This is a genomic window from Paenisporosarcina sp. OV554 (assembly GCF_003058165.1).
Taxonomy (GTDB): domain Bacteria; phylum Bacillota; class Bacilli; order Bacillales_A; family Planococcaceae; genus Paenisporosarcina.
The window spans coordinates 22,781-41,581 of sequence record NZ_QBUC01000028.1; the positions used below are offsets into that span (position 1 = coordinate 22,781).

Genomic DNA, 18,801 nt, shown 5'->3' on the forward strand with positions numbered 1-18,801 from the left:
GACTTAATTTTTTCGTTCGTATAATTCTATTCTTGCAAATAACATAAATACGATAGAGAAAAGCAATGAGATAATAAAACTTACCCATATTGATTGGAGAGATGTAAGATCAGGAAATATCGTTAAACTAAGTATCCATCCGAATAGAATCGAATATGGTAACATTCTAGAAATTGTACGCTTTGAAAAAATAAGAAATAACATTACAGGAATTACCGCTGCATATAGATGTCCATAGAAGAATAGGAAATCTAGTAAACTAAATTGTATAAAATGCGTAATAATTAATAAGATAAGAAGTAAAATTCCAGAGAATACGTATGATTCCTGTCTCATTTGTTTATCCGTCATTCGAGGTTTAAACGGAAGGCGAATGTGTTTGATAAAGTGAACAGTCGTTGCATGAAGCTCTGCATGTACTGTCGTGGATAAAGTACCAAAACAAAATAAAAAGAATATGATGGCCAGAAAAAGTGGTTCTATTTTTGTCATTAATTGGAATAAAAGCGAATAGGTTTCACTAAATGTCCCTTCAAAAATGACAATCAACAACATGGCAGAAAGTGCGATTGGAACGGTGCTCCATACAAATGCGGTTGACCAAAAAGTAAGTCGCAATTTTTTTTGTTCAATCATATAAAGTCTTTGCCAGGTAGATCGATCTGTGAGCACCTGACCGAAACCAACTAACATAAACGTTAGGATAAAATAGTAAGCTTCTTGATTTTTTATAAACAATAAATATGGATGGTATAAGCGGATTCCATCATAAACTGTAAACGCGCCTTCTTGAATAAAAAAATACATAGGAATAAAAATAATTGCAGCAAAGATAAAAAAAACAGAAATCCCTTCGAATCGTCGTATCCACTTCATACCACCTACTCCTGCAATTAAGAAGCAGTACAGGAAAAAGAAAAAAATAGAAATCGTAAAAGGAATATTAAATAATAAATCAAATAATACCGCTGCTCCTATGGCTTGCATAAATAAGGAGTCTAAACCCAGAAAAAGAATAATGATTGTCATAATCCAATAGCCATCTTTTTTAAGACGATGTTTAAATAAATCCCCTATCGTTTCAAAATTTGGAAATCTTATTCTTATTTTATTGGCCACAATACCAAACAAAAATATCGACAAAGCCCCGGCTAAGGAATAACCAATACCCCCTAATAGACCGTATTTCACAAGAGACTCGGGTGACGATAGAATAGCATTCCCAGTTATCCAACGGGCCAATAAACTCATCATTCCAGTTGAAACCCCAAATACAATTGATCCAGTAATATAATGCCTATATGTTTTCATATTACTGATTTTCCGTTCTTTTAGGATTTATACGAAATTCTGAAGGTGTCACTCCGAATTGCTTTTTAAACATGGCGCTAAAGTAATGTTGACTATTAAAACCAGCCTTTTCTGCAATAACGGCCATACTCATATCTCGTTGGTTTACTAGCAGTTTTTTTGCCATTTCTAACCGATATGCATTTAAATAATCCGCAAAACCAATCCCAATTTCTTCATAAAACTTTCGACTTAAATAGTTTGCATTTAAATGAATTCTATTTGCAACAAAACTAAGGCTTAACTTTTCGTGATATTCTTCTCGAATAATGCTTAGAACTTCTTGCATGGAATCATTTTTCGAACTCCACTTTTGATATTTTTCGAGGAGACCTAAAAGTTCGCTTTCTACGATGGGTTTTGTTAAATAATCATTTACACCTATTCTTAACGAAGCCTTTGCGTATTCAAACGATTGAAAGGCAGTTACCATGATAATATCTAGTTCATAGTTCTTTTTTAATTCTTTTGCTAGCTCTAATCCATTTTTACCTGGCATCTGAATATCTAAAAAAGCCAGCGAAATTTTAACCTTTCCAGCTAACTGAAGTGCTATTGAAGCATCTTGTGCTTTGTAGAATGTCCAGTTTGGAAACTGGGCTTTCATGAGATATTCTAATTGGTCTAATTCCAAAACTTCATCGTCTACAAGAAGAATGTTCATTTTTGCTCCCCCACTCTTCAATTACTTCGTAAATGGAAATTTCACTTCTACTAATGTTTCATTCTCAATATGTATCATTTTTAATGATGTTACTTGGTCAGCAAATATCAGTTCCAATCGTTTCTGTATGTTTCTCATACCATAGCCCTCATCTTGTAAAGCATATTCTTTTTTTTCATTTATAGGTTCAATGAGATGTGTATTCCAAACTTCAATGTACATAAACCCGTCCGTTTGGAAAACATTAATTTTCAACATCGATGGACCAATATTTTTCTCGATACCGTGCTTAAAAGCATTTTCCACAATCGTTTGTATGACAAACGGAGGTATCAAAGCTTGCTCACAGTTTTCTTCCACTTTTTTCATTACAGTAAGTCGATCTCTGAATCGTAAACGTTGAATTTCCAAATAATTTTCCACATAAGATAATTCATCTTCTATCTTAATAAGCATTGCATGTGAAATATATTTAAATTTAAAAAATTTAGCCATAACTTCCAAACCTTTAATCAGTTCTTCTTTGCGGTCTAAACGTGCCAAGCTTAGCATTGTATTAAGTGTATTGAAAAAGAAGTGTGGTTGAATTTGTTGATTCAACTGATCATAATTTGCATGTTGCAATTCTTTTTCTAAGACAAGTTTCGAAGCTTCTTTTTGGAGATTATCAATTTGCCTCTCAAAAATCATAACAAATGAAAGTGTAAAAGCTCCCACTAAAGGAGCTAATACACAAATTAAGACGTATAATGAAAAAGTTTCTAAAGGCATCATTATATATACGTCCTTTCTTATTTAAAATGTAATCTATCTCATTTTAATCATACCAATTAGTGAATAAAAATTCTATTGGGTATTAAGAGGATAATTCTTCAGCATAATGGCAAGCAACAGAATGATTACTCTCTAATTCTCTTAATTTCGGTTCTTCTTTTCTGCAAAGGTCGGTGGCAAAAGGACAACGTGTATTGAATCTGCAGCCTACAGGTGGATTCAGTGGTGATGGGACATCTCCTTTCAAAATAATACGGTCTTCCCTCTTTGTTTGATCAGTTACAGGAATAGCTGAAAGTAATGCTTTTGTATACGGATGCAATGGATTATTGAATAGTGAAGATTTATCAGCAATTTCAACAATCTTCCCTAAATACATAACCATAACTCGATCTGATATATGTCGAACTACACTTAAATCGTGAGAGATAAATAAAAACGTAAGATTTAAATCTTTTTGGAGCTTTTTTAGCAAGTTCAAGATTTGAGCGCGAATGGATACATCTAGTGCAGAAACAGCTTCATCACATATTATAATTTCAGGATTTACCGCTAGCGCTCTAGCTATTCCAATTCTTTGTCGTTGTCCACCTGAAAATTCATGGGGGTACCTTTCAAGATACTCAGGTCGTAAACCAACATGTTTCATCAACTCTAACATCCGTGCTTCTCTCTCATTAGGAGGTAGTACCTTTTGAATAGCCATTGCTTCATCTAACATTTGACGAATCGTTCTTCTTGGATTTAGTGAAGCATAAGGATCCTGGAATATTACTTGAATATCTCCTCTTACTCTCCGAAGTTCTTTTTTGCTCATCTTCGTAAGAGATTCATCTTTAAATAAAACGTCTCCCCCTGTGGGTTCATCTAAACGTAAAATTGATCTTCCGGTTGTAGACTTCCCACATCCTGATTCACCGACAATACTTAACGTCTCTCCAGGAAAAAGTTCAAAACTAATTCCATCTACAGCTTTGACCACTTGTTTTGCTTGAAAAACCACTTCTCTTTTTAGTGTGAAATGCTGCTTTAACTCTGTCACTTTTAGTAGGGGTTTTTTATCTATCATAAGGCTATTCATGTTGTCACCAACTCTTTTGTTAAACTAACTTGCCATTCATTCGTATACTTCCAACATCTTACTTTACTTTCTTCATCATACTGGATTAAGTCTGGTTGTTTTTCACTACAAATACTTCTCGCAAATGGACATCTTTCAGCAAAACGACACCCTTCCGGATAATCATATGGACTTGGTACGGTCCCTTCAATAATTTGAAGTTCATCTTGGTCTTCATACAATTTCGGAAGAGACCCTATTAACCCTTGGGTATAAGGATGAAGAGGATTTTTAAATAACTCAGCAGTGTTTTGGTGCTCGACAATTTGCCCAGCATACATGACCGCAACTTGATCGCACATTTCTGCTACTACACCTAAATCATGTGTAATAAAAATAATTCCCATTCCAATTTTCCGTTGGAGGTCCTTCATTATTTCTAGTATTTGCGCTTGAATTGTAACATCTAGTGCCGTTGTGGGTTCATCCGCTATTAGAACTTCCGGTGTGCATGCTAATGCCATGGCAATCATGACTCGCTGCCTCATACCACCACTTAGTTGAAATGGTTCTTGTTTCGCTCTTTTCTCTGGCGAAGGGATTCCTACTAATCCAATCATTTCTACTGATTTAGCCCAAGCAGCCTTTTTAGATAAACCTTGATGTAATCGCAATGCCTCTGCAATTTGTTCTCCTACGGGAATAACTGGATTCAAACTGGTCATCGGTTCCTGAAATATCATTGAAATTCGATTTCCCCTAATTTTTCGCAATTCCGCATTAGGCATGGTAACTAAATTCTTGCCATTCAATAAAACTTCACCGTCTACAATTTTTCCTGGTGGAGATGGGATTAGTCTTAATATAGATAAAGATGTCATTGATTTACCACATCCTGATTCCCCGACAATCCCAAGAGTTTCTCCTTTTCTTAATACAAAATCGACTCCGTCAACAGCTTTTGCTATTCCTTTACTCGAAATAAAGTGTGTTTTTAAGTTCTTCACCTCTAAGACAACATCATTACTCATGGCTTATACCTCCTAGTTTAAATCGATTCGTTTATTGAAAACTCTGTACAAAGTATCAACTAGTAGATTCACGAAGACAAAAACTAGAGAGGCTACCAAAACGCCACCTTGTACCATTGGAATATCTCTCGTTCGAATTGAATCGACAATCATTCTCCCTAATCCATTAATAGCAAATACGGATTCTACTAATACAGTTCCTCCAAGTAAGCCCCCAAACTGTAAACCTACAACCGTAATGACGGGGATTAATGCATTTCTTAGAGCATGTTTGTAAATAATTACGTGTTCTTTAAGTCCCTTTGCCCGTGCTGTACGAATATAGTCTTGCCCAACAACTTCTAACATACTTGATCGAGTCATACGTGCAACAATAGCTGCTCCTCCTGCCCCAAGTGTGATAGCCGGTAAAACGATATGAGCCATGCTATCCCACCCTGCGACAGGTAGCCACTGCAACTTAATAGAGAATATATACATAAGTAATAAACCTAACCAGAAACTTGGAAGAGATATACCTAACAGCGCTACGAGCATAACTCCGATATCAGAGAATGAATACGGTTTTACTGCTGAGATAATACCAGCTATCAACCCTAGAACTACCGTAATGAGAATACTGAAAAAAGCCAGTTCCATGGTTATGGGTAAACGAATCATAATCTCTTCCAATACAGGCTGATTATTTTTTAATGAATGACCTAAATCACCTTGAAAAATATTTCCAATATACGAAAAATACTGTTCATGGAGTGGTTTATTTAATCCTAAGTCTTCTCTCAATTCCTCAACTGTTTCTTTAGATGCCCCTTCTCCAGCTAAAATAACAGCTGAATCTCCTGGAACCATTTGCATAATGAGAAATACCACTAAGGTAACACCCAAGATGACCGGAACAATTTGCATTAATCGCTTTAATATAAAAAAGATCATGAGTATTCCTCCTTTTATTTTTTCATTCTTGGATCTAAAGCATCACGCAAACCGTCCCCAAACAAGTTAAAACCTAATACTAATATCGAAATCATGATACCAGGGAAAATCGCCATATAAGGTGCGCTAAATATAAAGTCACGTCCACTAGATAACATTGCTCCCCATTCAGGCGATGGGGGCTGTGCACCTAAACCTAAAAAGGATAATCCTGCTGCTGATAGAATGGCTGTCGCCAGTCTCATAGAACCTTGTACAATAATGGGCGACAATATATTAGGGAAAATATGACGAAATATAATAATGAAATCATTAGCTCCTAATGTTCTAATTGCATCAATATATTCTAATTGCTTAACTTCCATCGTTGACCCTCGTACAATTCTTGCAAATAAAGGAATAGAGAATACCCCTACAGCAATTGTTACATTTATTAAACTAGGACCCAGTGCACTAATAATTGCTAATGCTAATAGAATTCCTGGGAATGCTAGCATGACATCTAAACTTCTACTGATGATTGTGTCCACCCATTTACCGTAATATCCCGCGATTAAACCAAGAAGAATTCCAAAAAATGCTCCGAAAAATACAGAAGAAAAACCAACGCCCAACGATAAGCGTGAGCCGTAAAGGATTCGACTAAGAATGTCGCGTCCTTTGTCGTCTGTACCCATCCAATGTGCAAACGATGGAGATTGTAATTTCTCTTGCAAATTAATGGTATAAGGATCATAAGGAGCTAGTACAGGTGCTAATAACGTCATTGATATGTATAGAAGTATGATGATACCGCCTACAACAGCTGCCTTGTTTTGACCGATACTTGAATAGAAAGATTTTCGTTTCTCTCTACGAACTTGCCTTCTTGCTAGCATCAAATCTGCTGTTTCTACTATAGATGTGTTAACAGTCATTTATTAAACCTCCTCGTTTTATCCTTTTCGTTTATAAGGTAATTTCAAGATAGATAAAAAGAGAAGGAATGTAAATACAAATAGAGAGAGTAGTCAAAAAATTTAAAAAACAAGTCAATATCGTGTAAATATGTTCTTTTTCTTTTCTTTATAATTCAATTTAGAAGTACAAATAAATTGTTGGAGGGGAAAGTTAATGAAGAAGGTTCGATGGATTCAATTTATTTCATTACTATCAATATTGATGCTTCTGATGCAAGCGTGTTCTACTGGTTCATCAGAAGAAAAAGACAACAAGGACGACAATAACTCAGCTAGTAATTCTGAAAATGGCGGGATTCTAAAAATTGTTCGTCTATCAGATGCAACTGGTCTTGATCCTCATTTCATAACGGATATTCCTTCAGCTAATATCGTTCATGGCAAAGTGTATGAAACGCTCGTTGCTTTTGACAAAGATATGAAGATTACACCACGTCTAGCAAAGGAATGGGAACAAACAGACGAGTTAACATGGGAATTTACTTTACAAGAGGGCATTATATTCCATGATGGAACATCTTTTAATGCAGAAGCTGTAAAAATAACGCTCGAAAGATTGTTAGATCCTGCAACCGGGTCACCACAAAAAGATAAACTAGGTATGATTTCAGAAGTAATCGCTAAAGACGATACACATTTGACGATTAAATTGTCCGAGCCTTATGCTCCATTGCTTTCCATACTAGCTAGTAATGAAGGTAGTATTATTAGTCCAAAATCAATTAAAGAAACACCTGATGAATTAGCTACGCATCCAGTAGGAACAGGACCTTTCATTTTTGATTCTTGGAAATCCGGACAACAAATTACTTTAAATAAAAACGAAGAATATTGGGGCGAAAAAGTTAAGATTGATAGCGTTGAATTTAAAGTTATTCCTGAAGATGCTACGCGTCTTGCAATGATTGAAAGCGGTGAAGCACACATTTCTGATCAGGTTCCTGTAACAGAAATTGATAGAATCGAAAATTCGGATACTCTAAACCTTTTCAGAACGGACGGATTGGCTGTTGAATATGTAGGCTTCAACACCACAAAAGCACCTTTTGACAATGTTCTAGTGCGTCAAGCAGTTAGTTATGCAATCGAAAGAGAAGCTATTATTGAAGGTGTTTACAACGACATTGGAACACTGGCAAATGTAGCGATGAGCCCAAAAGTTTTTGGTTACAGCAAAGATGTGAAAGCCTATCCATATGACTTCAATAAAGCTAAAGCATTACTGAAAGAAGCTGGATTAGAAAACGGAATTAAAATCAAACTGTTAACGAGCGACCGAAAAGAACGCATTAATATGGCTGAAGTTATTCAATCCCAGCTAAAAGGTGTGGGTGTTGATGTAGAAATTCAAGTTATGGAATATGGTTCATATATCGAACAAGTAGATAGTGGAGAGCATCAAATGTTTATAGGTGGTTGGGGTAATGCTACAGGTGATGGCGACTACAATCAGTATAATTTGTTCCACTCTAATTCTATTGGTTCTCCCGGAAACCATTTCTATTACCAAAACCCTGCTGTCGACAAACTAATTGAACAAGGCCGAGTTGAAACTGATGCCAATAAACGACTAGAAATTTACGAACAATCGATGCAAATCGAAATGGATGATGCCGTTTATGTTCCAATAAGAAACTATGAACATTTAGCAGTTTACAATAATAATGTTGAAAACTTTTGGTTAGACGCTTCAAATTACCTGATTTTGAATGAAGTAACAGTAAAATAATTAGGATAAGAGACTGTTTTTTACAGTCTCTATCATCCAATTGGGAGGTCAAATTAAATGAAGTCTCTTCTTATTAAAAATGCATTACTTGAAACTGGTTTTACTTATGAAAATTCACGTGCAGTCCATACTGAAACAGAATTATTTGATGTATTAATACAAGATGGGAAAATTACTGAAGTTGGAAAAGATATTCAGTTTTTAGACTGTGAAGTGTTAGAGGCTAATGGGAAACTGTTAATGCCTGCTTTTAGAGAGATGCACATTCATGTCGATAAAACTTATTTTGGTGGCCCTTGGAAAGCCTGTAAACCTATCACAAATGGCATCCTTACAAGGATTGAAGAAGAACAAATATTATTACCCGCCCAACTTCCTTTTGCTCAAGAACGAGCTGAAACTATGATTAAATGGTTAATTTCTCAAGGTCACACTCATATTCGTTCTCACTGCAATGTAGATCCTCAAATTGGAACGAAACATATAGAAATCACTCAAGAAGCTTTCAATCAGTTTGAAGATCAAGTTACATACGAGATTGTTGCTTTTCCACAACACGGCTTATTACGCTCAAACGTTGAACCTTTAATTCGTGAAGCCATGCGAATGGGCGCAACATTAGTTGGTGGACTTGATCCCTCTGTAATTGACCGTGATATCGATCGTTCCTTAAACCTAACGATGGATATTGCAGTGGAATCTGGAAAAGGCATAGACATGCATATCCATGATCCAAACTCTTTAGGCGCTTTTGAATTTTATAAATTAGCAGAGCTAACAAAACAAGCTAACAAAGTAGGACAAGTTACCATTAGTCATGCTATAGCTTTAGGAGATTTACAAGGTAAGGAACTAGAAGAGCTCGTAGCTGTACTTAACGAAGCTAAGATTGATGTTACCTCAACTGTACCAATTAATCGGCCAACTATTCCAATCCCATATTTACATGAAAATGGAGTACCTGTTTCACTTGGTCACGACAGCTTGACTGATCACTGGTCCCCCTTTGGCACTGGGGATACAGTTGAAAAATTAAGTATGTTAGCTCAAAGATTCAAATTTATAGATGAGTATTCATTAAATCGTTGTTGGAAATATGCATCGGGAGGAATTATGCCTCTTAGTGATACTGGTGAAAGAGTATGGCCTCAGAAAGGGGATCTCGCAAATGTTCTTCTTCTTGATGCGGTCTGCTCTGCTCAAGCAATTGCAAGACAACGCCCTATTACGCATGTTATTTCTAAAGGGAGCCTTGTCTATAAAAATGAGGATGTTCTAATGAAGGAGGGAACAAAATGAGTAAGGTAAAATGGCTTTCTAATGTGAAGTTAGAGACTGGTGAGAGAATGTTAGACAATGGAACAGTAGAAACTGAAACTGCACTTTTTCACCTTAAAATCGAAAATGGTAAGATTGTTGAACAATTAAGAGGGAATGAAAAAATTCCTGTTGGACAAGAAGTTATTGATATGAAACAAAAATTGGCGGTACCTACGTTTAAAGAAATGCATAATCATTTAGATAAAACCTATATGACACTGGATTGGAAAGCTTGTATACCTGTTTCAAATTTAAAAGAAAGATTAGCCTTTGAGGCCGCTGAGTTAACTTCTCTTTCTGACACTGCTCAACAAAGAGCAACGAAAATGATAGAGGCTCTTCTCGAAAAAGGTTCAACTCATATTCGAACACATGTGAACATCGACCCTTATATTGGGCTGAAAAATTTAGAAGGCGTAACGGCAGCGCTTGAGACGTTTAAAGGCAAAGTGACTGCTGATATAATTGCTTTTCCACAACATGGACTTTTACGTGAATCCGTTCCCTCACTCATGCGGGAAGCTATGAGAAGCGGAGCGACCATGGTCGGAGGACTGGATCCAGCAGGAATTGATAACGCAATTGAAAAATCATTATTTGAAACGATGGATATTGCAACAGAATTTAATGCAGATGTGGATATTCACCTCCATGATGGTGGTTTCGTAGGATATTATACAGCAGACAAATGGATCGACATCGTCGAAGATGCCAACTATAAAGGGCGAACTGCTTTAAGTCATTCCTTCTGCTTAGGTGATATTCCAGTTCCTCAGCAAGAGTTAGTGGCAACCCGCCTTGCTGAACAAGATGTTGCCATTATGTCTACTATTCCTATTAATCTCGGTAGAATTATTCCGCCTATCGATCTTTTAGATGCCCATGGTGTAAAAGTTCATTTCGGTTGCGATGGTTTTTATGATTCTTGGAGCCCATACGGAACTGGAGATGTACTGGAAAAAGCTACTCGTTTTTGTGAACTGACACGCAAGATTGATGAAAAATCACTTAGAAATTCACTTAAATGGGTTACTGGTGGAATTGTTGCTTTAAATGATGACGGGCAAAAGGTCTGGCCAAATATTCAAGACGATGCAAGTTTCGTATTTTTTGATGCTGTATCTTCAGCAGAAGTTGTTGCCAGAAAACCAAATAACCGCTTAATTATGGTAATGGGTGAATTATTATCATGACACCCGAATTACTTTAAAATGAAAAAGGGAAAGAGTCCCCCTCTCTTTCTCTTTTTCATTTTTCATCCCACTGAAGGGTAGGAATTATATACGTTATGAATAAACAATGGGTCACTTATATAATCCTTTTATTTTGTGTCGTTGCTTGGGGTAGCAATTTTGTCTTTGGTTCTATTTTGGTTAAAGTTTTTGACCCTAGTTTAATTGCATTTTTCCGATTAATGTTTATATTGATATTCTTATTTTTCATGACATTTAGAATCAATAAAACTAAGAAATTAACTTTACACAACTACTTTTGGTTAGCGGTTGCAGGCTTAATTGGCGTTTCCTTGAACCAATGGAGTTTTTACGCAAGTCTCCAATTTACCGAACCTGTTACTGCTTCATTGATCCTTGCCCTATCCCCAATCGTCACTTCTTTGATTTCTTCTTATTGGTTTAAAGAAAGAAAAACATTCCGATTTTGGGGAGGATCTCTCGTGGCTCTGTTAGGTGTTTGGTTAGTAATCACAAAGGGTTCATTTCTTGTACCTAGTATTGGAAAAGGTGAATTATTAATTGGAGTGACGATGCTATCATTTTCTGTTTTTTTGATTTTTGTTCAACATTTATCTAAAACTATTCATCCCGTAACCATCACTTGGTATAGCAATGTATTCGGATTGATAGGATTACTTCCATTTGTCCCTTGGGAAGATACTCATCGTGTATGGTCCGTTCCTTTTTCTTATTGGATATTACTTATTGTTACTGCCATTGTTATGCATGGACTTTGCACGTATATGTGGAATAACTCCATTCATAAAGTCGGTGCTTCAAAAGCAGCACTTTTATTGAATCTTGAACCGTTTGTAGCTATGGTTTTTGGTTTCTTCATACTCGCACATACCATCCAAACTCTTCAACTTGTCGGTGCATTCATCATTGTCATGGGCGTTTTCATATCACTTCGAACAAAAAGAGAGACGATTTAACCCTAGTGATGAACTGAGCCCTTATTAACGGACAGTTTAATAAAAAGGCACCTTAAAATTCATGTTGCGATTAGATGACTTCGGTATTGTTCCGGAGTCATCTTTTTTAAGTTCCATGCTTATTGAACAAAATAACTACCCTCAAAAAGTCCTATTCCTCCTTTTAATATGTACTAGAATATACTCCCTATTTGATGTAGAATAATCATTATAATTTTCTATTTTTTACCATGAACTTAAGTAGTTATTCACATTGATGAAAGCAGGAACAAACCACTTGATGAAAGATTTAGCATTACATATATCACTACTAATTTCGTATCTTTTTATTATAGGGCAGTTGGTTAGATTCTTTTTAAGAAAAAATGCCTCTAGCAATTTCTCAAACAGTAAAATACAAATCATTGCTGGGCTTTTACTTGGTTTTTTAGGAATTATTCTTATCTACTTTGGTATTGATCTTAATGAACAAGTCATCATAGACTTCAGATATATTCCGATCATCATTGCTGGAACTTTTTTTGGTTTCCCTGCAGCTATTTTGTCGTCCATTCTAATTGCAATCATGCGCTTATTTGTTGGTGGGATTAACGAATTTTCATTGTCCTCGTCTTTCTTTATATTATTAATTGGAATTGTTACGGGTTTTTTCTCGAGATTATCTTTTAGAAAAGAAAGTAAGATGTTATTACTCACTTTGATGAGCACAATCCTTATTTACGTCACTTATTATGTAAATCTGACGATTCTTTCAGATAGCGGGAAGCAATTTGCTGAAATTTCCCAGATCTATTGGGCTTTCTCTTTATTTGGGAGTGTTTTTGCTTTTTATGTAGCCAAATATATTTTTTGGAGCATCAAGGTATTTGTAGAACTTGAAAATACAAAAATTAGACTCTCCACTTTCATTTCACATTTAAATTCTGGGGTAATTGTTGAAACGCCAGATCGTCGTATAGAAATTGTTAATGAAAAATTTTATGACCTATTTCATATTCCAAAAAAAGAAAATCTAGTAGGTTTACATGCCGAGAAATTATTAATCGACCGGTATTATGAACTAGTAAACACCAAAGAAACTGTTTTAAATGAAGAAGTTCTGCTTGGAGACGGTCGGGTTATTGAACGTGATTTTATCCCAATCACGTCACCAAATCAAAGGAGTTTAGGGCATTTATGGAACTTTCGAGATATAACAGATCGTAAAGATGATGAAAAAAGAACTTTTGGTTCGAAAGAGAACTATAAACGACTGCTTGAACAGTATCAGTCAGTTATTGAAAATGTGAAAGAAGTTATTTTCCAAACGGATGTAATGGGAAATTGGACTTTTTTAAACAAGTCTTGGACAGAAATAACTGGTTATTGTGCAGAAGAATCTTTGGGTCAATCATTTTTAAAATTTGTCCACTCTGATGAGCAAAACCGCCTTAATGAATGGTTTGACTCTCTCATCCATGAACGCAACGATGAATACAAATGCGAAGTCCGTTACGTGACGGAAAGTGGGACAACCAAATGGATTGAGATGTTTGCGAGACTTACATTTGATACACAAGGAGAAATCATTGGTACTTCGGGGACGCTATTTGATATTACAAATCGCAAACAGATGGAAATTAAAATACTCGAAAATGAACAGCTGTATAAATCATTATTTCAACATAACCAAAGCCCTTCATATTTGTTGGATACTAGAGGGGTTTTCACACAAGTTAACGATGCTACGGAATTGGTTACTGGATACACAAGAGCAAAACTCGTAGGAACATCCTTTGCTCCCTTAATTTCCAAAAACTTTGTCGAGGATACAATTTCGTATTTTAAGAGGACTCTTAACGGTGAATCTTTGACATTTGAGACTGAAATTAAGACAAGAGATGGCAATAAAGTTAGATTAAATATAAATATTTCGCCTATTATTATAAATGAGAAGATTATAGGTGTGATCGGTATGGCTTATGATATTACAAAAGAAAAAGTAGCCGAAAGAAAGTTGATTGAAAGTGAACATAGGTATCGCAGTCTAATTGATCTTTCGCCAGAAGTGATTTTTGTTCACAGTCGGCATCAAATTGAATTTATTAACCATAAGGTAGTTGAATTTATTGGTGCGAAGAGTATTGACGATTTAATAGGAAAAACAGTTTTTGATTTCCTACACCCAGACGATCGACGAACTGCCGTATTTAACATGGCATTAGGATTTAAAAATGAAAGTCTGTTAATCAAAAATAGTGAGCTCCGTTTGATTCGGTTTGATGGGAAAGTGGTCATTGCGAATGTGGGTGCTACCCTTATTGAATACAATGGGAAACCTGCAATTATGGGGGTTATTCATGATATTACCGAGAAAAAAGAGATTGAAAGGCAACTGGTTGAAGCGAATGAAATGTTACACGAAATCTCTAAATTAGATGGATTGACTGGCATCCCTAATCGCCGCTCTTATGATGAAAAGTTACAACAAGAATGGGAACTTGCGTTAAGCAATAACCAATCTATTTCACTACTGATGATAGACATTGATTATTTTAAATTGTACAACGATGCTTATGGACATCAACAAGGTGATAATTGTTTACAAGAAGTAGCGAAGTCATTACAACAAGAAATAGAGCAATCTGGTCAGTTTGTTGCAAGATATGGTGGCGAAGAGTTTTCAGTGATTCTACGTGATCGAGATGAAAAGAGCACATTCCAAGTAGCTGAAACACTTCGGTCGAACATTGAAGCACTCAACATTCCACATGTTCATTCATCCATAGGGCCCTTCCTTACCATTAGCATTGGGATGGCCAGTTTCCGGCCAACTTCTGACGTATCCATACATGATTTAATGAAATATGCTGATCTAGCTCTCTATGAAACAAAGAGAAATGGACGAAATACTATCCACACAAATTGATAATGTATAAGATATATTACCGGTTTGCAATAGCTGTAATAGATAACAAGACTGACTCATTCGTTTGTTGAACCGACCGAATGGGTCAGTTTTTATTTACATGCTTTATATGTTTCTCCTGCCATTATGTTGGTTCTAAGATTTTATATTTTCTAGGAAGGTAGCCATTATCATTTATTAAGGGTAACCAAATTTCTGGTTACCCTCAAAAATTAAGCTTTTACTGCAAATGTTTTACAATCCGTTTCTTCACTATTGGATGCTTTTCTTCCCTTATGACTGACTACATAAATGGCATCAGCACGGCATTTGTTTCCATCGCCCCAATAATTACAGTTATTTACTTCACATCGAACATCTTGAGCCATAATATCACACCTCCTTCTTAGTTATGGTTTACAACTTTAAGGAGTCTGATACTTGTTTCGAGTGGAATGTGATTTTGCATATGTTAATCAAGAAAATGCCAGTGTTATATCATCTTAATTTTCCCTTTATTTCTTTCTCAATTACGAATGAGAGTAGACTTTTATAGTTTTAAATTTATATATCTTACCTAAATCATAATCAGCTTATTCAAAAACGACATTATCAAACAAAAAAAGGCGATACTCTCTAGTTACAGAGAAGTAATCACCTTTATATAAAACTTTTTATTATACTTCCACTTCTATTCCTACACCCGCTTCTTTCGCTTTCGCATAGACGCCTTTTGATACTGCCAGATCAAAATAGGCGGCTCCAACTGATTTGAAGAAAGTGATTTCTTCTTGAGCTTGTCTTCCTGATTTCTTTCCGACAACTAGTTCTCCGATTTGTGCATGGAGACCATCAAACGACCACTTGCCACTATTGGCAGCATGCATAAGCTCACCCGCTTCATCTTTAACTCCGGCTAAGTCATCTACGACAATTTTGTCTGACCTCAAAACAGTAGTTTCATCCACTTCTCGCATATGGGGTAAATAAGAACCGACCCCATTAATATGAGTGCCTGGTCGTACGTCAGAGCCATTGAAAACTGGTTCATTTGAACGTGTAGCACAACAAATTATATCTGCTTGTTGCACTGCTTTTGAGACATCCGTTTCTACTTCAAAAGGTATTTCTACACCGTGGACACGTAATTTCTCTCCGAACGCTTCGGCTTTCTCTACTGTACGGTTCACCAGAATAATTTTTTCGATGTCACGAACCGCTAGCACACCGAGTACTTGTTCAAAGGCCATAGCACCTGTACCAATTACACTTAGTATGCGACTATTTTCCTTCGCTAAATAGCCTGTCGCTATGCCGCTAAGTGCACCTGTACGCAATCTAGTTAAATACGATGCGTTGATCATCGCGAGGTGCTCCCCATTCGTGGCATCAGACAATAACACCACGCCTTGTGTGGTTGGTTTTCCATTCGCAGGATTATCCGGGAAAATCGTTACAACTTTTACCGCAGATACTTCGGAAACTAAATCCGCACTCGGCATATACAAAGCCGAAGCTTCGTATGCAGGGAAATCGAAAACGGTACGATGTGGATTATTTATTTTCCCTGCCTCTTTTGCCTTCAACATCGCAGTGATGTCTTGAATAGCATCGGTCATTTTATATAATTGCTGAATTTGTTTTTCATTTATAACGAGCATGGCCATTCCTCCTATAAGAAAATACGAAAGCGTTTAAAGATGGACATAGTATGAGAAAAAGAGCCGCTTACGCACGGCTCTCTTTTACTATAACGCTTTTTTCTACTTGTTTTTGACTGCGATCTTTTACTGCCCAAATGGACACTAGGGAAATAACTGCTGTAAAGATAATGTATATAGCTACTGGTATATACGAGTTATCAAAACGAACTAGTAATGCAGTGGCGACAAGTGGTGCTGTTCCACCCGCTACTGCGGCACCGATTTGATATCCTAGTGAAATGCCTGTGTAACGAATTTTTGCATCAAAGATTTCAGAGAACATAGTTCCAAGAACTGCCGTGATTGGCGCCCAAATAATTCCTAAACCAATCACTGTTGCAATAATGAGCAAAGCAACTGAACCTTGTTGCAATAACCAAAAGTATGGGAATGCAAAAAGTGCCATAGCTACAGTACCTGCAACAAATAATCTTTTACGTCCTACTTTATCCGATAAGTTCCCCATTACAGGAATTAAAATCGTCGTCACAACTGTAGCTATCATAACAGCTGTCAATGTAGAGGTTCTAGTAAACTCTAAATTGGTCGTAGCATACGAAACAACGAATGTACTGAAAATATAAAAGGGTGCTGTTTCAACCACTTTTGCCCCAATGGCAATTAACACTTCGCGCCAATGGTATTTAAGTGTATCAACAATTGGTAGCTTCGGAACTTCTCCAGATTCTTGCACTTTTTTGAATTCAGGAGTTTCGTCGATCCCTTTACGAATCCATAAACCAAAAATAACCAATAGCGCGCTTAAAATAAATGGCACACGCCATCCCCACGTCATAAATGATTCTTCTGGTAGCATGGTCATCAACCATAAAGCGATTGTTCCCATGAACATCCCAATCGTGACTCCCATTTGAGGAATACTACCATATAGTCCTCGTTTTTCTGGAGGTGCGTATTCAACGGCTAGTAGTAGTGCCCCTCCCCACTCACCGCCAATTCCTAATCCTTGAACTAAGCGAAGTGTAATCAACAAGATCGGTGCCCATATCCCAATTGCTTGATATGTTGGTAACAAACCCATTCCAAACGTAGCCACACCCATTAAACTTAATGTTACGACGAGTGTTTTTTTGCGGCCAATACGGTCACCGATATGACTGAAAATGATTCCTCCAAATGGTCGGATGAAAAAGGCTAAAGCAAATGATGCATATGCTAATAATAGTCCGACAGTCGGATCCTCAGTGACAAAGAATAGTTGGTTAAAGACGAGTGCAGCAACTGTTCCGTACAAGAAATAGTCAAACCACTCAATTGAACTACCTACTAAACTTGCAATTAAGACTCGACGAGTTTGTTTTTTATTCATCAAAAATCCCCCTTGTGTTTCGAACAAAATTGAAGTGTCACTTTAATTACTTATGGATTCATTTTAGACAGTTAAAAATTTTCTGTCAATACATTGTCGTAAATATCATTGAAGTTCGTAATTTGATTGTTGTAAGATATAAGGTAAATGTCATGATGAAGCGAGGAATTTTTTATGTCGCAAGGTTTAGTGGGTATTACATTAAAAAGTCTTCGCAAAGAGCGGAAATTAACATTAAAAGATTTGGCAGCGGAAACTGGGGTGTCTATCAGTTTTTTATCACAAGTTGAGAGAGGTAAATCGAGCGTCACATTAGAGTCGCTAAAAAAAATAGCGGATGCTTTAAGTGTAAATCCAAGTGTTTTTTTTGCAAAAGATGATGTCCAAGACGATTTGAGCATTCGCCAAGAACGCTTTTTTTATAAAGATCTATCTCACGGAGTTCAAGATGCTAGCTTCTCTCCGATTTTGGTAACGCTCCAACCCGGAGAAAATGAAGGAAATGCTTTTTCTCATGGTGGACACGAATTTTTATTTGTTGTGGAAGGTTTATTAACCGTAGAAATCGATGGAAAGCCAGTGCAATTAAATGAACAGCAATCCATTTTATTCGATGCTCGCAAAACACATTATTGGTATAACCATACAGAACACATCGTTAGGTTTTTAGTCGTTTCATCTAAAAACTAACCAATAAAATCAAATGGACCTCCTCGGAATTAAGAGGCCACTGAAAAACTTACGTTTTTAATTTTGTAAGTGTGATTTAACTTTAAAAGGCTCATTTCGTTCGAACTCGAACGAAATGACGCCTTTTTCTTTGTATTACTTATTCTGATTCCTTCATTAAGGTCATAATTCGTTTGAGGTTTACCGCAAATATAGCCATGG

16 protein-coding genes are annotated in these 18,801 nt (G+C 36.4%); 6 read left to right on the forward strand and 10 right to left on the reverse strand.

Going from position 1 to position 18,801, the window contains the following annotated elements:
* Positions 1-3: 3 nt before the first annotated feature.
* From C8K15_RS17460 to C8K15_RS17490, 7 genes are all read right to left on the reverse strand, one after another.
* Positions 4-1,311: a sodium:solute symporter family transporter gene (locus tag C8K15_RS17460; protein WP_108587702.1), complete on the reverse strand. Its 1,308-nt coding sequence runs from the start codon at positions 1,309-1,311 to the stop codon at positions 4-6.
* A gap of 1 nt (position 1,312) precedes the next feature.
* The gene (locus C8K15_RS17465) at positions 1,313-2,014 is read right to left on the reverse strand and encodes a response regulator transcription factor (RefSeq protein WP_108587703.1); all 702 of its coding nucleotides are present in this window, start codon (positions 2,012-2,014) and stop codon (positions 1,313-1,315) included.
* A 21-nt stretch (positions 2,015-2,035) separates the two neighbouring features.
* A complete protein-coding gene (locus tag C8K15_RS17470) occupies positions 2,036-2,788 on the reverse strand; it encodes a sensor histidine kinase (RefSeq protein WP_108587704.1) in 753 nt (250 codons plus the stop codon).
* A gap of 82 nt (positions 2,789-2,870) precedes the next feature.
* Complete coding sequence (locus C8K15_RS17475; RefSeq protein ID WP_108587718.1) at positions 2,871-3,857, reverse strand: ABC transporter ATP-binding protein; 987 nt, start codon at positions 3,855-3,857, stop codon at positions 2,871-2,873.
* A gap of 8 nt (positions 3,858-3,865) precedes the next feature.
* Entirely contained in the window at positions 3,866-4,879 is a 1,014-nt protein-coding gene (locus tag C8K15_RS17480) for an ABC transporter ATP-binding protein (RefSeq protein WP_108587705.1), read from the reverse strand.
* A 12-nt stretch (positions 4,880-4,891) separates the two neighbouring features.
* Positions 4,892-5,812 carry a nickel ABC transporter permease gene (gene nikB / locus C8K15_RS17485; protein WP_108587706.1) on the reverse strand — a complete coding sequence of 307 codons (921 nt, stop codon included), beginning with the start codon at positions 5,810-5,812 and terminating at the stop codon, positions 4,892-4,894.
* Between the two features lie 14 nt (positions 5,813-5,826).
* The gene (locus C8K15_RS17490) at positions 5,827-6,690 is read right to left on the reverse strand and encodes an ABC transporter permease (RefSeq protein WP_233260554.1); all 864 of its coding nucleotides are present in this window, start codon (positions 6,688-6,690) and stop codon (positions 5,827-5,829) included.
* A 235-nt stretch (positions 6,691-6,925) separates the two neighbouring features.
* Between C8K15_RS17490 and C8K15_RS17495 the strand changes: the two genes are divergently transcribed.
* The 5 genes from C8K15_RS17495 (at position 6,926) to C8K15_RS17515 (ending at position 14,898) form a co-directional block, all read left to right on the forward strand.
* Positions 6,926-8,500 carry a glutathione ABC transporter substrate-binding protein gene (locus tag C8K15_RS17495; protein ID WP_108587708.1) on the forward strand — a complete coding sequence of 525 codons (1,575 nt, stop codon included), beginning with the start codon at positions 6,926-6,928 and terminating at the stop codon, positions 8,498-8,500.
* A 57-nt stretch (positions 8,501-8,557) separates the two neighbouring features.
* Positions 8,558-9,799: an amidohydrolase family protein gene (locus C8K15_RS17500; protein ID WP_108587709.1), complete on the forward strand. Its 1,242-nt coding sequence runs from the start codon at positions 8,558-8,560 to the stop codon at positions 9,797-9,799.
* Positions 9,796-11,013, forward strand: a complete 1,218-nt coding sequence (locus C8K15_RS17505) for an amidohydrolase (protein ID WP_108587710.1) — start codon at positions 9,796-9,798, stop codon at positions 11,011-11,013. Before C8K15_RS17500 ends, C8K15_RS17505 begins: the two co-directional genes overlap by 4 nt.
* 95 nt (positions 11,014-11,108) lie before the next feature.
* On the forward strand, positions 11,109-11,990 hold the full coding sequence (locus tag C8K15_RS17510; protein ID WP_108587711.1) for a DMT family transporter: 882 nt from the start codon (positions 11,109-11,111) through the stop codon (positions 11,988-11,990).
* Positions 11,991-12,246: 256 nt separating this feature from the next.
* Positions 12,247-14,898, forward strand: a complete 2,652-nt coding sequence (locus C8K15_RS17515) for a PAS domain S-box protein (protein ID WP_158268351.1) — start codon at positions 12,247-12,249, stop codon at positions 14,896-14,898.
* A gap of 212 nt (positions 14,899-15,110) precedes the next feature.
* On the opposite strand, the gene C8K15_RS17520 is transcribed toward C8K15_RS17515, so the two are convergent.
* The 3 genes from C8K15_RS17520 to C8K15_RS17530 all read right to left on the reverse strand — a co-directional run bounded on the left by C8K15_RS17520 (position 15,111) and on the right by C8K15_RS17530 (position 17,910).
* Positions 15,111-15,266, reverse strand: coding sequence for a DUF1540 domain-containing protein (locus C8K15_RS17520; RefSeq protein WP_108587713.1), 156 nt, complete (start codon positions 15,264-15,266; stop codon positions 15,111-15,113).
* Between the two features lie 288 nt (positions 15,267-15,554).
* Positions 15,555-16,538 carry an ornithine cyclodeaminase family protein gene (locus C8K15_RS17525; RefSeq protein ID WP_108587714.1) on the reverse strand — a complete coding sequence of 328 codons (984 nt, stop codon included), beginning with the start codon at positions 16,536-16,538 and terminating at the stop codon, positions 15,555-15,557.
* A 67-nt stretch (positions 16,539-16,605) separates the two neighbouring features.
* On the reverse strand, positions 16,606-17,910 hold the full coding sequence (locus C8K15_RS17530) for an MFS transporter (protein WP_108587715.1): 1,305 nt from the start codon (positions 17,908-17,910) through the stop codon (positions 16,606-16,608).
* A gap of 174 nt (positions 17,911-18,084) precedes the next feature.
* Between C8K15_RS17530 and C8K15_RS17535 the strand changes: the two genes are divergently transcribed.
* Positions 18,085-18,600, forward strand: coding sequence for a helix-turn-helix domain-containing protein (locus C8K15_RS17535; RefSeq protein ID WP_108587716.1), 516 nt, complete (start codon positions 18,085-18,087; stop codon positions 18,598-18,600).
* The last annotated feature ends 201 nt before the right edge of the window (positions 18,601-18,801 follow it).